Source organism: Campylobacter sp. BCW_4321 (genome assembly GCF_001763075.1).
In the GTDB taxonomy this organism is placed as follows: domain Bacteria; phylum Campylobacterota; class Campylobacteria; order Campylobacterales; family Campylobacteraceae; genus Campylobacter_D; species Campylobacter_D jejuni.
The window spans coordinates 16765-31227 of record NZ_MJYA01000009.1 but is presented as its reverse complement, the minus strand read 5'-3'; the positions used below and the strand labels follow the sequence as shown (position 1 = coordinate 31227).

Annotated in this window: 16 protein-coding genes and 1 riboswitch; of the genes, 9 read left to right on the top strand and 7 right to left on the bottom strand. The window is 30.2% G+C overall.

Annotation, left to right across the window (positions count from 1 at the left end):
* The first annotated feature begins 2 nt into the window (after positions 1-2).
* Positions 3-386: a truncated hemoglobin Ctb gene (ctb, locus tag AJN58_RS01900; RefSeq protein ID WP_002866981.1), complete on the top strand. Its 384-nt coding sequence runs from the start codon at positions 3-5 to the stop codon at positions 384-386.
* Here the strand turns inward: ctb and recG are convergent.
* Genes recG through AJN58_RS01885 form a run of 3 tightly spaced genes read right to left on the bottom strand, consistent with a single transcriptional unit; the run spans position 383 to position 4462 of the window.
* Positions 383-2206 carry an ATP-dependent DNA helicase RecG gene (gene recG / locus AJN58_RS01895; RefSeq protein WP_070233377.1) on the bottom strand — a complete coding sequence of 608 codons (1824 nt, stop codon included), beginning with the start codon at positions 2204-2206 and terminating at the stop codon, positions 383-385. The two genes, ctb and recG, sit on opposite strands and share 4 nt — an antisense overlap.
* A complete protein-coding gene (locus AJN58_RS01890; protein ID WP_070233376.1) occupies positions 2196-3416 on the bottom strand; it encodes a M16 family metallopeptidase in 1221 nt (406 codons plus the stop codon). The genes recG and AJN58_RS01890 overlap by 11 nt, the downstream gene beginning before the upstream one ends.
* Positions 3416-4462, bottom strand: coding sequence for a dehypoxanthine futalosine cyclase (locus AJN58_RS01885; protein WP_070233375.1), 1047 nt, complete (start codon positions 4460-4462; stop codon positions 3416-3418). The genes AJN58_RS01890 and AJN58_RS01885 overlap by 1 nt, the downstream gene beginning before the upstream one ends.
* Before the next feature lie 73 nt (positions 4463-4535).
* Here AJN58_RS01885 and AJN58_RS01880 point away from each other — a divergent pair, with 73 nt between their 5' ends.
* Positions 4536-5723, top strand: coding sequence for an MFS transporter (locus AJN58_RS01880; protein ID WP_070233374.1), 1188 nt, complete (start codon positions 4536-4538; stop codon positions 5721-5723).
* 15 nt (positions 5724-5738) lie between these two features.
* Here the strand turns inward: AJN58_RS01880 and nusA are convergent, their stop codons facing one another.
* On the bottom strand, positions 5739-6827 hold the full coding sequence (nusA, locus tag AJN58_RS01875) for a transcription termination factor NusA (RefSeq protein WP_002859895.1): 1089 nt from the start codon (positions 6825-6827) through the stop codon (positions 5739-5741).
* 127 nt (positions 6828-6954) lie between these two features.
* Between nusA and AJN58_RS01870 the strand changes: the two genes are divergently transcribed.
* From AJN58_RS01870 to AJN58_RS01845, 6 genes are read left to right on the top strand one after another with little or no spacing between them, the layout of a single operon-like run.
* On the top strand, positions 6955-7197 hold the full coding sequence (locus tag AJN58_RS01870; RefSeq protein ID WP_002851103.1) for an HP0268 family nuclease: 243 nt from the start codon (positions 6955-6957) through the stop codon (positions 7195-7197).
* Positions 7194-8495, top strand: a complete 1302-nt coding sequence (gene miaB / locus AJN58_RS01865) for a tRNA (N6-isopentenyl adenosine(37)-C2)-methylthiotransferase MiaB (RefSeq protein WP_044778820.1) — start codon at positions 7194-7196, stop codon at positions 8493-8495. The genes AJN58_RS01870 and miaB overlap by 4 nt, the downstream gene beginning before the upstream one ends.
* Positions 8479-9108: a lysophospholipid acyltransferase family protein gene (locus tag AJN58_RS01860; protein ID WP_044778821.1), complete on the top strand. Its 630-nt coding sequence runs from the start codon at positions 8479-8481 to the stop codon at positions 9106-9108. Before miaB ends, AJN58_RS01860 begins: the two co-directional genes overlap by 17 nt.
* A 1-nt stretch (position 9109) precedes the next feature.
* Positions 9110-10069, top strand: coding sequence for a hypothetical protein (locus AJN58_RS01855; RefSeq protein WP_044778822.1), 960 nt, complete (start codon positions 9110-9112; stop codon positions 10067-10069).
* A complete protein-coding gene (locus AJN58_RS01850; protein ID WP_070233373.1) occupies positions 10066-10593 on the top strand; it encodes a hypothetical protein in 528 nt (175 codons plus the stop codon). The genes AJN58_RS01855 and AJN58_RS01850 overlap by 4 nt, the downstream gene beginning before the upstream one ends.
* Entirely contained in the window at positions 10583-11101 is a 519-nt protein-coding gene (locus AJN58_RS01845; RefSeq protein ID WP_044779804.1) for a hypothetical protein, read from the top strand. Before AJN58_RS01850 ends, AJN58_RS01845 begins: the two co-directional genes overlap by 11 nt.
* On the opposite strand, the gene thiC is transcribed toward AJN58_RS01845, so the two are convergent.
* The 3 genes from thiC to rpe form a co-directional block, all read right to left on the bottom strand.
* Positions 11093-12385, bottom strand: a complete 1293-nt coding sequence (gene thiC, locus AJN58_RS01840) for a phosphomethylpyrimidine synthase ThiC (protein WP_070233372.1) — start codon at positions 12383-12385, stop codon at positions 11093-11095. The genes AJN58_RS01845 and thiC overlap by 9 nt on opposite strands.
* A 56-nt stretch (positions 12386-12441) precedes the next feature.
* Positions 12442-12546, bottom strand: a riboswitch (TPP riboswitch).
* A 21-nt stretch (positions 12547-12567) separates the two neighbouring features.
* Positions 12568-13329, bottom strand: coding sequence for a 3'-5' exonuclease (locus tag AJN58_RS01835; protein ID WP_070233371.1), 762 nt, complete (start codon positions 13327-13329; stop codon positions 12568-12570).
* Positions 13326-13973: a ribulose-phosphate 3-epimerase gene (rpe, locus tag AJN58_RS01830; RefSeq protein WP_070233370.1), complete on the bottom strand. Its 648-nt coding sequence runs from the start codon at positions 13971-13973 to the stop codon at positions 13326-13328. The genes AJN58_RS01835 and rpe overlap by 4 nt, the downstream gene beginning before the upstream one ends.
* Positions 13974-14112: 139 nt before the next feature.
* Between rpe and rpmB the strand changes: the two genes are divergently transcribed.
* Entirely contained in the window at positions 14113-14307 is a 195-nt protein-coding gene (gene rpmB, locus AJN58_RS01825; protein ID WP_002854974.1) for a 50S ribosomal protein L28, read from the top strand.
* Positions 14308-14463 lie beyond the last annotated feature (156 nt).

Genomic DNA, 14463 nt, shown 5'->3' with positions numbered 1-14463 from the left:
ATATGAAATTTGAAACAATTAATCAAGAAAGCATAGCAAAACTCATGGAAATATTTTATGAAAAAGTTAGAAAAGATAAGGATTTGGGCCCTATTTTTAACAATGCTATTGGAACAAGTGATGAAGAATGGAAAGAACATAAAGCAAAAATAGGAAATTTTTGGGCAGGCATGCTTTTAGGAGAAGGTGATTATAATGGGCAACCCTTAAAAAAGCATCTAGATTTACCTCCTTTTCCTCAAGAATTTTTTGAAGTTTGGCTAGGACTTTTTGAAGAAAGTTTAAATATGGTTTATAATGAAGAAATGAAAGCAGTTATTTTACAGCGTGCACAAATGATAGCTTCACATTTTCAAAATATGCTTTATAAATATGGTGGACATTAATTTGGCAATTTTTTTGCCAAATCTTTTTTTACCTTTTGTAAAATCTCCTCATCCTTAGAAAAATCAAAAAATTTAAACTCATTTCCATGTTGCATAAAACCATCGAGCAAATCTCCACTCAAACGATTTTTAAGATCAAGTTCTGCTATTTTAAACCCATCTAAAGTGCTAGCAAATTCTTTTAAACGACTCGGAATTTCTTTAAGCTTAGTATAAAGATAGCAAGTACTTTTAAGCCCTATACGACCTACACGACCACGAAGTTGATGCAAGGTAGCAAGTCCTAAACGTTCCGCTCCCACAATCACTATCATACTCAATCTTGGCAAAGAAATGCCCACTTCCACCACTGTAGTGCTTAATAAAATATTTCCCTCATCTCTAAAACGCTCTAAAATTTCATCTTTTTGTTTATCTTTTCCATGAGTTACAAAAACTTTTTCATAATGACTCTGCCAATACCCCCTAGCCTGCTCCAAAGAAAGATAAGGAATATTATCACTAGCACTCACTAAGGGATAAATAATGATAATTTGATGATTTTTAGCAATTTCTTCCTTGATCTTCTCGCTAAGCTTAGAAAAACCTTCATTTTGTATACAATAAGTTGCAATATCCTTCTTAAAAGGCATTTGCTTAATAAAACTAAAATTTAAAAGTTCAGATTGTATCATGCTTAAAGTTCTTGGAATAGGCGTAGCCGAAAACTGTATAAAATGAGGGGTAAATTCTTGCTTATTTAAAGAATGAATTTTTTCACGCTGAGCTGACCCAAAACGATGTTGTTCATCTATCATTACAAGTACGGCATTATGACTTTCTAAATGAATTAAAGCGTGAGTGCCTATGATAAGATTTGCTTTTTGGATATTTTGTTCTAAATCTTTTTCTTTTTTACCCCCTTTAATAAACAAAATATTCATAAAATCAGGTAAAAATTTCCTAGCCTCTTCATAAAGCTGATACGCTAAAATACTAGTAGGTGCCATTAAAATAGCCTGCTTAGGATAAACCATCAAAGCCGCACCAAGCAAAACCAAGGTTTTACCACACCCTACATCACCCATAATCACACGCCTTTTAGCTTCTTTTGAATGCAAATCTTTTTCTATATCTTTTAAGGCGTTAAGCTGATCTTTAGTAAGAGAAAAAGGCAAATCTTTAAGCCAATTGGCTATATTAAAAACATTGATTTGATGAGCTTTAAAATGCGTTTTTTTAGCTTTTAAACGCTTTAAAAAATTATATATTTCTATGTATTTTAAATCTTTGCTAAAATTTTGCAAATTTTCAAACATAAAAAAACTTTTTTCATCATAAGCATGCAGATTTAAAAGAAAATGTATATATTTATCCTCTATGCCACTTTCTTTTAAATTTTCATAGTTAAGATATTTATGTATAAAAGCAGCAATTTTTGTATCTTTTAAACCTAAAATTTGATACTTTGGACTAAAACCCTCAAAAGAAGTTAAAATTTTAGGATTGTTAAATTGCCAAGTGTGATTAAAACGCGAGAGTTTAGCATTAAAAATAAGCTCTTTTCCTACCTTAAAAATCCCAAAATGCCAAGCCCTAGGATGAAAAAATACAAAAGAGATATTTTCTTGCCATTCTTCACAAAAACCCAAACCAAAAAGTTGATTTTTTCTTGAACTAACGCTTTTTATAGTGATTTTTTGGGTGCAAATTTCATTTTCTTTAGGATTTTTACTTGGATTTAAATTTTCAATTTTTTTAGGTAAAAGAAGCGCTAAATCAATAGCACTTCTAATTTTTAATTTTTTAAAAAATTCAAAATCACTTTCTTTAATTTTCATTTTGTATGCTTGCAAAACTTATATTTAAAAGCTCTTGATGTTTTTTAATATAAGCATTGATGGTTTCAAGTTTAACCTTTTCCATAAGTTTTAACTCTTCTTTATAATATCCCAAATTTAAACCTTGATAAAATTCATTAAAGGCCATAGATAAACGCTTGCTTAAGCTTTCATAACGCAAAGGAGTTGATCCTATGAGAAAATTTTTAGCTTGATCAAGTTCGTTTTGAGTCATGCCATTTTTTATAAAATCTTCAAAAAGCTCTTTTACAATTTTTTTAGCTTCTTTAGCGCTTTCATTTTTAGTTTGTAAATATCCAAAAACTCTAGAAAAAGACATATTCATATCAAGCATAGCATAAGCTGAGTATGCAAGACCTCTTTTAACACGAATTTCTTCCATAATCCTTGAACCAAATCCCCCTTGTCCTAGCACAAATAAAGCAATTTTTGCAAGATATAAATCCTTATCTTTAAAATCGGCAAAAAAAGGCGTAGCAAAATAAATATAAGCTTGTTCACTTTCTGGGCGTAGCAAAATTTCATCTTTGATGTTTTTGCTTAACTCATATTTTTTTGGAGTATTTTTCTTACCTATTTGAAGTTTTGATAAGAGTTTTAAAAGATCTTCCTTGGCTTGTTTTTCTTCTAAATCTCCTCCTAAAATCACAACCAAATCACTAAGATGGATAAAATTTTTATAAAAATTTTGTAAATCTTTTAAAGACAAAGTTTCTATACTTTTTTCATCTCCATCATTTGGATTTTGAAATTCTTTACATTTAAAAATTTGAGCATTGAGTAAATTTTTTGCTAAATAATCAAAATCACTATTTTTACTCGCAAGTTCACCTAAAGCATTGATTTTTAATTTTTGCAAAATTTTTTCTTCCATTCTTGGTTTTAAAAGCAATTTTTCTAAACTCTTTAAAGCAAAATCAAAATTTTCTTTCAAGCAAGAAAGATTGATTTCCAAGCTTTCAAAACCACTACTTGCCTCTAAATTTATCGCTCTAAATTCTAAATCCTTAAAAAATTTATCATCCACGCCTTCATTTAAAATACGTGAAAACATCTTAGCCAAGCCTGCTATTTCATCATAACTTCTAGCGCAATTTCTAAAAACAAGCTTTAAAACAACAATGGGAAAATCAGAATTTTTTTCAAAAATAAAAGGGATTTTAACACCCCTACTCTCTAAATACTGCATTAAAACCTTTCTAAAATTTCATAAGCGGTATTGCGTTTAGCTGGATTTTCGCCTAAACTTCTAATCAGCCTTATCATCTCATCTTGATTCATTCTATAACTTGCTCCTGCAGCACTTACTACATTTTCTTCCATCATGGTTGAGCCTAAATCATTAGCCCCAAATTTTAAAGCAAGCTGGCCTATAAGTGAGCCTTGAGTTACCCAAGAACTTTGTAAATTTTTAAAATTATCTAAATAAAGTCTTGCTAAAGCTAAAAGTCTTAAATACTTGTTAGAACTTTGTTTCATAATCTCTGGATGTTTTTGGATTAAAGCAGTATTATCACTTTGAAAGCTCCATAAAATAAAAGCCCTAAATCCCCCTGTTTCATCTTGTAATTTTCTTAAATGTTCAAAATGATCGATGATTTCTTCATCATTTTCAACCGTTCCAAACATCATAGTAGCTGTACTTTTCATGCCGATTTTATGAGCTTGGCGATGTACTTCTAACCAAGTAACTGTATCACATTTATTGGGTGCGATAATATCACGCACCCTATCGCTTAGCACCTCAGCACCTGCTCCCGGTATAGAAAATAAACCCTTAGTTTGTAATCTTTTTAAAACTTCGGTGATGGAAATTTTAGATGCTTTTGCAATATAAGCGATTTCAACCGCTGAAAAACCATGCACAGTGATATTTGGATAATGTTCTTTTATCCAAGAAACTAATTCTTCATACCATTCTATTTTTAATTTTGGGTGCACCCCACCTTGAAAAAGAATTTGTGTACCCCCAATAGCTTCAAGCTCCTCTATCTTCTTGCCTATCTCTTCAAAGCTTAAAATATAAGCATCATCTTCTTTATGATGGCGATAAAAAGCACAAAAAGAACAATCAATACAACAAACATTGGTATAATTAATATTTCTATCCACAACAAAAGTGGTAATTTTTTCAGGATGAAGTTCTAATTTTCTTTTATAAGCCATTTCTCCAAGTTCAGTTAAACTCGCATGATGTAATAAATCTAAAGCTTCTTTTTTATCCAGTCTTTTCAAAATTTTTCCTTGTTTTTTACATAATTAAAATAATTATAGCATTTAAAATATAAATTATGCTATAGTTTCGCTTATGAATTACATTGAACTATTAAAAAATAATAAAAATATCAGAATATTAGCTTCGGTTCAGTTTATAGTATATTTTGGAGCATGGTTTTCTCAAACGGGGGTTTTTACCCTTTTGGTTGAGCTTAATGCTCCTACTTGGGCAACAGCTACAAGTGCTATGCTTGCTTTTTTACCTGGAGTTTTACTTGCTCCTATTAATGGCGTCATAGTAGAGAAAAATAAACCTAAAAAACTTTTACTCAGTATGATTAGCATAGAATTAATTTCTATTTTTTGTCTTATTTTTGTCACAAGTCTTAGCATACTTTGGCTTTTGTTTATTTTAATCTTCATAAGACTTTGCGTTGCTTCGATTTATTTTCAAGCTGAAATGAGTTTATTGGCGAAAATTTTAACCCCTCAAGAACTTAAACTCGCTAATGAAATGCACAGTGTCATTTGGGCGATTTCTTATACAGCAGGTATGGCAAGTGCGGGAATTTTTATTTATTTTCTAGGAGTTAAAACCGCTTTTTTATTTGACTGTGTACTTATACTCATAGGCATTTCTTTTTTAGTAAGATTAAGCATTCCTGATTTTCATCAAAAAACACAAAGTCGCTTTTTTACCATGATAAAAGAAGGATTTTTCTATGTTTTAAATAATAAAATAATTTTTCATCTTATCTTGCTTCACGCTTTTATAGGTTTAACTGCTTATGAAACCTTGGTTACGCTTTTAGCGCAACATCAATATAAAGAAGTTTTATCTGCTGCTTTAGTAATAGGGTTTTTAAATGCAGTACGTGCTTGTTCTTTAGCTATAGGACCTATGGTTTTAAGCAAATTTATTAATGATAAAAATTTATTTTACATGTATCTTGGTCAAGGCTTAGGTATTATACTTTGGGCTTTAACTCAATTTAATTTTTATATTTCTTTTTTAGGTTTAATTGGCGCAGGTTTTTTTACCTCAGCACTTTGGGCTTACACCTACACTATGATACAAAAAAATGCTGACAAAGAATATCATGGTAGAGTGATCGCTTATACAGATATGATTTATCTTAGTTTTAGCGCTATTATTTCAATGCTTATGGGCTTTTTATTTGAAATAGGCTTGAGTTTAGAACTAATTACAGGCTTATTGGGTATGATTTTTATCTTTGCGGCATTTTATTGGAAGTGGTTTTATAAAAAATATTTGTGAAAATTCACAAATATTTTAAATTTTAAATAAATCTTGAAGATTTTTCATTGCTTCTTCATTGCTGATGGCATTATTTAGCTGCGATGAGCTTAATTCATTGAGCTCTATTTCATAACCACTTAACATAGAAGCAAGGCGAATATTAATACCATTTTTTCCTATAGCTTTACTTTTTTGTTCGCTATTTAAACTTACAATAGCTTTTTTATCTTCAATTTTCACAGAATTTACAATAGCAGGAGCCAAGGCACGAGAAATTAAAATTTCACTCTCATTTGTAAATTCTATACAATCAATATTTTCATTATGAAGCTCTTTGCTTACTGCATTAATTCTTACACCTTTAACACCTACTGTAGCACCTACAGGATCGATATTTGCTCCATTGGCCTGAAGAATGATTTTTGCTCTTTCACCTGGAATTCTAGCACATCCTATAATATTGACATAACCATCTTTGATTTCTGGAACCTCAGCTTCAAGTAAACATTCTAAAAATTTAGGACTTGTACGACTAAGCTCGATTTTAATACCCTTATCTGTATAAACACGGCGTATCACAGCTTTTACCACATCACCTATTTTAAACTTTTCCCCTTTAATGCGATTTTTTCTTGGTAAAAAAGCTCTTAATTCATCTATTTCAATAAAAGTATTTTCTTCATTATCCACTCTAACAACTGTACCAAAAACCATTTGCCCTACTTTGTTTTTATATTTTTCAAAAATAGTTTGTTCTAATAATTTTTGTATATGATATTCAAGTTCTTTATGCAAGGTATTTACCGCAGTTCTTCCTAAATTTTCCAAAGAACATTCATAGGTTAATTCATCTCCTATTTCAACATCTGGAGCTTCTGATTTTGCCTTACTTAACGCGATAAAACTCTCACTTTTATTTTGTAATCTCTCGTCATTATCTGCTACTATGGTAATTTTTTGATAAAGATTTAAATTTTTAGGATCCACAAAAAACTCATATTCTTGTCCATAAATTCTTTTTGCAGTATTGATTAAAGCGGTAGCTACCTTTTCTCTTACATTCTCTAAGTTTAAATTTTTTTCATTAGCAATAGATTCGATAATATCTGCTATCTTTTCCATATTTTATAAAACCTTTTTTGTGGGAAATTTAAATAATGTAGGTAAAAATTATATCCTTAATAAGTTTAATTAAAAGTAAAATTTGCTAAAATTACAGATTAAAATGAAAATTCTTAAGGATTTAGCTATGGAATTAAAATTGGCAAGAACTTTGATTAATGAAAAACCTAAAAATATTAGCCTAGAAAAAATCGAAGAGGCTATAGAAAAAGAAGGACAAAAGTTTTTTTATTTTGATAAAGATAATACACACAAACAACTCATTGCCCTTGTAAATCATTTTGAAAAAAAAGGAGTAAGCATTTATCATAGAACCGTAAAATACGGACTTGATGATAATGATTTTATGTATGAGGTACATATTCTTTGAGTGCTAAAAAACTTTTTATCCAAACTTTAGGTTGTGCGATGAATGTCAGAGATTCTGAGCATATGATCGCAGAATTAACACAAAAAGAAAATTACGCACTAACAGAAGATATCAAAGAAGCAGATCTTATTCTTATTAATACTTGTTCAGTGCGTGAAAAACCTGTGCATAAACTTTTCTCAGAAGTGGGTGGCTTTGAAAAAGTTAAAAAAGAAGGTGCTAAAATAGGAGTTTGTGGATGCACTGCATCACATTTGGGAAATGAAATTTTCAAACGTGCTCCTTATGTGGATTTTGTTCTAGGGGCAAGAAATATTTCCAAAATCACTCAAGCTATAAAAACTCCAAAATTTATGGGGGTGGACATAGACTATGATGAAAGTGAATTTGCTTTTGCAGATTTTAGAAATAGTATTTATAAATCCTATATTAATATCTCCATAGGTTGTGATAAACACTGCACTTATTGTATAGTGCCACATACTAGAGGAGATGAAATTTCCATACCTTTTAACATCATCTACAAAGAAGCTCAAAAAGCCGTTGAAAAAGGCACTAAAGAGATTTTCTTGCTAGGACAAAATGTCAATAACTACGGCAAAAGATTTAGAAACGAACATAAAAAAATGGACTTTTCAGATCTTTTAGAAGAACTTAGCACTATAGAAGGTTTGGAACGCATTCGCTTTACAAGTCCACATCCTTTGCATATGGATGATAAATTTTTAGAAGTTTTTGCCAATAATCCAAAAGTTTGCAAATCCATGCACATGCCTTTACAAAGCGGCTCAAGTGAAATTTTAAAAGCTATGAAGCGTGGCTATACTAAAGAATGGTATTTAAATAGAGCTTTAAAACTTAGAGAACTTTGTCCAAATGTTAGCATTTCTACAGACATTATTGTAGCTTTTCCAGGGGAAAGTGAAAAAGATTTTGAAGAAACTATGGATGTTTTGGAAAAAGTGCGTTTTGAACAAATTTTTTCTTTTAAATACTCCAAACGCCCTTTAACAAAAGCCGCAACCATGCCTAATCAAATCGATGAAGAAACAGCTTCAAGAAGACTTAGCACCTTACAAAATCGTCATAGTGAAATTTTAGATGAAATTGTAAAAAAACAAGAAAATAAAACTTTTAAAGTTTTATTTGAAGAATTAAGAGCAGGCAATAGCATTGCTGGAAGAACAGATAATAATTTTTTAGTTCAAGTTGAAGGTAGCGAAGAACTTTTAGGGCAATTTAAAGAAGTAAAAATCACTAATGCAAAGCGTATGGTTTTATATGGGGAAATCGTTTAAAATCCATTGCTTAACATATATAATTTTCATCTTGCAATGGCTTATTTTTTTAAGCTGTAAAAAGCACTATAAAGGTGAAAAAGTTGACCGTAAAGCTGGTGTGATACTTTTTTGGCATGGAAAATTAGCACTCATGCCTTTTGCGTTTAGACATTATAGACAAAAAAATAAAAAAGCCTATGTCATGATCTCTCACCATAAAGATGGAGAACAAATTGCAAAAATCATCAAGCTTTTCGGTCTTGATACCGTAAGAGGAAGCACTTCAAGGGGTGCTAGCGGTGCACTTAGAGCTGCATTTAAAGTTTTAGAACAAAATGACGATATAGTTATCACGCCCGATGGTCCACGAGGGCCTTATCATAGTATTTCAGATGGTTCCATCATTTTAGCTCAAAAAAAAGGACTAAAGATAAGAATTTTAAACTATGAAGCAAATCGTTTTTGGGAATTTAAAAGTTGGGATAAGATGATCTTGCCAAAACCTTTTAGTAAGATTACTTATAGTCTAAGTGAACCTTTGGATATTTTATCTTTAGATAAAGAAAAAGCTAAAGAATTTCTAATGGAACAATTTGATAAAATTAGCTTAGCTGATCAATTTAAGGAATGAAATGTTGTTTTTACTTAAAAAAATATTTCCACAACTTTTTATTAGTATTATTTTAGAAGATAAAAAAAATATTGTGAAAGCTTCTATTTATAGAGGAAGTAAACTAATCAGTAGCAATGAAAAAACTTTTGATAAAAGTGAAAATTTATTAGAATACATAAAAAATTTAAGCAAACATTTCTTATTTTACCACACTGCTTTATTTTTAGACGCCAAAGAACAAGGATTAATACCTAGTACAAATATTCAAGATTGTGAGCACTTTAATATAGGAAAAATCAGCTTACAGCATATTTTGTTTAATAATGCCCTTGTTTATACAGCTACCGAACATGTGGAATATTATAGCGAGCTTTTTGAAGAATATAGAGGTTTAGATTTTTTATATTCCCCTTTTGCTCTTCTTTACTACAATATACAAAAAGAAAAACAGCCTGATGATCAAATCTTACTTTATGGATTTAAGCAAGGACATCTTTTGGCAATTATTGTTGCTAAAGGCAATACTATCTTATACGGTGATTTTAAAATATTTGAGCAAGAATTAGGTTTAGAGCTTGAACTTCCATCAGAAGATAATCAAGAAATTGAAAACAACAACGATGATACTGAAGTTACCTTAGATAACTTCAATGAAGCCTTAAATAATAAATTTGACCTACTTGATCAAGAAAATAATCTTGAAACTTTAGATAATAATGATAATTTTAATCTTGATGAATTAAATCAATTTAGCAATGATATGGAACTTTGCCGTTATATTATTACGAGCATTGAAAAATTTTATAATGATGATAAATATGCTGGGGTATTTATCAATGGTATTTTATTATATAGCGAATCAGATATTAACATAAGTGCTATTGATTTTTTAGAAAGTGAAACTTTTTTAGAGATAAAAACAAAACAAATCAACACCTTAGATCTTATGATAGAATTGATGCGAAAGGAGCTTAAATGAGTTATAGCTTCATACAGCCAAGAAAAAAACCTATTTTCACACTCTTTGATAAAATTTGGCTAGGACTTTTTGGTTTTAGTATATTATTTATCTTGCTAGTATATTTTACATATACAATAAAAATTGCATTAATCAATAGCTCTATCGATGATGAAAAACAACAAGTTATAGTGCTTCAAAATCAAACTAAGCAAAATGAAATGCTTTATGAAATTTTATTTGATCAAAGCCAAATAGCGAAAAATTTTAACACTCAAAATCAAATTATTAAAGAAAGCTTAAGAAATCTATTTGATATTATTGTAAAAACTGATAATATTACTCTTGAAAGTGTTGAACAAGACGAATATTCCTTAAAACTTATCGGAGTCACTCCTACAAGAGAAATGTTTACTCTACTTTTAGAAACCCCTTTAAAAAGCATCTTTGATCAAAGCTATACAACCTATTATCGCTTAGATAATGGGTGGTATCGTTTTGTTAGTATTAGTAAACAAATTCCAGGAGTTGCAGATGAAAGATAAAAGCCTAGAAGAAATTGATTTATTAAAGCTTATCATTTGCGCGTTAAGTTTTATAAGCGTTTGCACAGCCTTGATCTTATTTTTACTTTTACCGACATTAAAAAATTACAAACAAGCAAATCTTAGAGAAAACTCACAACTTGCTATCTTAAAAGCCGCTAAATCAAAATTTGACTTTAGTGAAGATAAAATATCAACTCTAAGAAGCGAAAACAACAAAAGTTTAGAGCAATTTGAGCAAAATTTTAATATAGGAAATTTTGATACTTTTTTACAAAAATATTTTCAAAATGTAAAAATTCAAGAAACTAAGCCCGAAAAACAAGAAAAATATCTAAAAAACCGCTTAGCCATTAAAGCGACAATGAACAATCCTAGAAGGCTTTATGATTTTATTGATGCTCTAAAAAACTATAATAACTTAATCAAGCTTGATTATCCACTTAATCTTAAAGCAGGAGAGCAAGGTATCTCTATAGATCTTACTCTCAAAGTTTATTCAAGCTAAACTCACATCTTCGCCTTTTAAAATTTGATTCATAGTATTCATTGCACACATTTTTCCACACATGGAACATGAGTTTAAATCATCAGGACGACGCTCATTAAACATTTTTTTGGCCTTTTCTCCATCAATAGCAAGTTTAAACATTTTCTCCCAATCTATCTCTTGCCTAGCCTTACTCATCTCATCATCTCTTGCTCTTTCTTTTGGAAGTTTAGCTATATCTCCCGCATGAGCTGCAATTTTAGTCGCAACTATACCCTCTCTAACATCTTCTAAATTTGGAAGTCTTAAGTGTTCAGCAGGTGTTACATAACACAGCATATCAGCACCGCTAGCTGCAGCCACAGCTCCTCCAATAGCACCACTAATATGATCATACCCTGCGCCAATATCTGTTACCAAAGGTCCTAAGACATAAAAAGGCGCTCCTTTGCATAAACGCTTTTCTAATTGCATATTTGCCTCTATTTCATTAATAGCCATATGCCCTGGACCTTCTATCATTACTTGAACCCCAACATCCCAAGCCCTTTGAGTAAGGAATGATAATTCTATAAGTTCTGAAATTTGCGCCCCATCACTTGCATCGTGAGTAGAGCCAGGACGCAAAGCATCGCCCAAAGATAAAGTTACATCGTATTTTAAACAAATGTCAAGCAAATCATCATAATACTCAAAAAAAGGATTTTCAGCATCTTTCATCATCATCCAAGCATAAAGCACAGAGCCTCCTCTTGAAACTATATTTGTAAGTCTTTTACTTTGTTTAAAAATATGCGCTGCGCGAGAATTAATACCTGCATGAATTGTCATAAAATCAACCCCACTTTTAGCATGATGATATACAACATCTAAAAAGTCTTTGGCATTAATTTGTTTTAAATCTTTTTCTAAAAATCCTACTGCATCATATACAGGAACTGTTCCTATCATAGCTTTTGAAACATTAACAAGCTCATCTCTAAAACGACTTGTTTTGCCATAATTGCTTAAGTCCATAATCGCTTCTATGTCAAATTTATGAGCAAGCTCTACTTTTTTCATTTCCTCGCTATAATCAACACAATCATTTGAAACTCCTAAATTTACATTAACCTTAGTACGCAATCCAAAACCTATACCATTTGGATCAAGGCTATTATGATTAATATTTGCAGGGATAATAATTTTACCGCAAGCAATATTTTCAAGCAAAAAATCTTTACTTAAATTTTCTTTTTGTGCAACAATCTGCATTTCTTTAGTAAAAACACCTTCTTTGGCATAATTCATTTGAGTTTTCATAAATTTATCCTTTAAAAAATTTGGATAAATGAAGGGTGAGTATAAATTTTTAAAGTATTGAAATTTATAAATCTTCCCGACGCTGGCATTATCCAGATCCGGTTCGGTCTAAGCTTTTAGCTTACTCTCAGCCTGTTACACAAGCTCCCGTCATTTATGTTTTAATTATACACTTTAAATATTTATTTTTGCTTTATGCGTGCAGTTTTTGTAAAATTTATAAGTTCTTCTGTAGTTTTTATATGATAAGGAAGTTTTCCAAGGCAATATTTAAAAATTTCAGTAGCTGCCAAAGCATCATCTAAGGCCCTATGATGCGTATTTTCCACGCCAAGAAATTCTTTCAAAACCTCTAGTTTATATTTTGGACTTTCTATACAACATTGTGCAAATTCTATAGTGCAAATACGACGATTAAGCAAAATGCCAAAACCACACTCATTTAAAGCCTTAGAAATAAAACTATAATCAAAACGCACATTATGCGCTACAAAAATACTGTCTTTTAAAAAAAGCCTAAAATCACTTAAAACCTTTGCTAAACTTGGAGCATTTTCCACCATCTCATAAATAATACCCGTAAGTTCGGTTATATTTTCTGGAATTTCTTTTACTTTAATAAAACTTTGAAAGCGTCCAATTTCTTTAGAGTTTTGAATTTTAACCGCTCCAATTTCTAAAATTTCTCCCTTACTTACCCCACCAGTACTTTCTATATCTACTATACAAAAAATTTCATCTTTAATTTTTGTTGTGCGTGTTTTAAGGGTAAAAATATTATCTTTATTCAAAGTTAAGCCCAAACCCAAAAGCTCAAAAGTTTCTAAATCTAAATTAAAATTTTTTAATTCTTCAACTTTGGCAAACTCTTGCATCACCCAATCATAAGGCTTGCTTTGCTTATTTAATATAGAAATAATCTGATCAATTTGCTGTAAACTCAAAATTCAAGCTTTAAAGATGAAATTGCAGTTTTATAATCATTAGAAGAAAAAATATAACTTCCAGCCACCAAAATATCAGCTCCGGACTCTTCTAAATCGCTAGCATTTAAACCATTAACACCACCATCAACCTCTATAAAAACTTTAGCATTTTTTTTATCAATCATTTGGCGCAATTCTTTGATTTTTTCATGTACTAAAGGTAAAAATTTTTGCCCACCAAACCCAGGATTAACACTCATTAAAAGTACCATATCTACAAATTCTAGCATGTGTTTAATAGAATCAATAGAAGTGTGTGGATTTAAAACAATAGCAGGATGGATTCCTTGACTTCTTATATATTCACAAAGTCTTATAGGATGAACTTCGCTTTCCATATGAAAAGAAATAAATTTTGGTTTCAAAGGGATAAAAAGATCTATAAATTTACTTACATCTTTAACCATCAAATGCACATCTAATGGCAACTTACTAATAGTTGAAATTTTTTCAATCACGCAAGGTCCGAAAGTCAAATTTGGAACAAAGTGTCCATCCATTACATCAATATGCAAAAGATCCGCACCTGCAGCTTCAATAGCTTTAACTTCTTCTTCTAATTTCAAAAAATTTGCAGACAATAAACTTGGAGCTACATACATGATCAAAACCTTAAACTATATATAAATGTGATAAATAATATTTTATCGACTTATATATTAAAAAAACTATAAATTATGGAATATTTTAAGCTTAATTTTGATAAAATCTCCATTTAAAAATTTTCATAAGGACAAGAAAATGGCAAGAGTATGTCAAATCACAGGCAAGGGTCCAATGGTGGGTAATAATGTCAGCCATGCTAACAATAAAACAAAAAGACGCTTTTTACCTAATCTCAGAACAGTTCGTGTAACTTTAGAAGATGGCACCACGAGAAAAATGAGAATTGCAGCTTCTACTCTGAGAACTCTAAAAAAACAAAATTCTAAATAATTTTGAGGATTTATTCCTCAATTTTAATATTTCAAATTTAAAAATAAAATTTAATAAATCACTTATATAACACACATTTAAAAATTATTATTAAGTTTATTATTTTTTAAGCCAAAAATATCTTTTAATAGTGTAAAATACCTTATTAAATGAATT

What these genes read in the sequence shown, in the direction of transcription:
- AJN58_RS01850 (WP_070233373.1), top strand. Translation starts at nt 10,066, where the DNA reads ATGAGTTATAGCTTCATACAGCCAAGAAAAAAACCTATTTTCACACTC.
- ctb (WP_002866981.1), top strand. Translation starts at nt 3, where the DNA reads ATGAAATTTGAAACAATTAATCAAGAAAGCATAGCAAAACTCATGGAA.
- thiC (WP_070233372.1), bottom strand. Translation starts at nt 12,385, where the DNA reads ATGAAAACTCAAATGAATTATGCCAAAGAAGGTGTTTTTACTAAAGAA.
- AJN58_RS01860 (WP_044778821.1), top strand. Translation starts at nt 8,479, where the DNA reads ATGGGGAAATCGTTTAAAATCCATTGCTTAACATATATAATTTTCATC.
- rpmB (WP_002854974.1), top strand. Translation starts at nt 14,113, where the DNA reads ATGGCAAGAGTATGTCAAATCACAGGCAAGGGTCCAATGGTGGGTAAT.
- AJN58_RS01890 (WP_070233376.1), bottom strand. Translation starts at nt 3,416, where the DNA reads ATGCAGTATTTAGAGAGTAGGGGTGTTAAAATCCCTTTTATTTTTGAA.
- AJN58_RS01855 (WP_044778822.1), top strand. Translation starts at nt 9,110, where the DNA reads ATGTTGTTTTTACTTAAAAAAATATTTCCACAACTTTTTATTAGTATT.
- AJN58_RS01845 (WP_044779804.1), top strand. Translation starts at nt 10,583, where the DNA reads ATGAAAGATAAAAGCCTAGAAGAAATTGATTTATTAAAGCTTATCATT.
- recG (WP_070233377.1), bottom strand. Translation starts at nt 2,206, where the DNA reads ATGAAAATTAAAGAAAGTGATTTTGAATTTTTTAAAAAATTAAAAATT.
- rpe (WP_070233370.1), bottom strand. Translation starts at nt 13,973, where the DNA reads ATGTATGTAGCTCCAAGTTTATTGTCTGCAAATTTTTTGAAATTAGAA.
- AJN58_RS01870 (WP_002851103.1), top strand. Translation starts at nt 6,955, where the DNA reads ATGGAATTAAAATTGGCAAGAACTTTGATTAATGAAAAACCTAAAAAT.
- AJN58_RS01880 (WP_070233374.1), top strand. Translation starts at nt 4,536, where the DNA reads ATGAATTACATTGAACTATTAAAAAATAATAAAAATATCAGAATATTA.
- nusA (WP_002859895.1), bottom strand. Translation starts at nt 6,827, where the DNA reads ATGGAAAAGATAGCAGATATTATCGAATCTATTGCTAATGAAAAAAAT.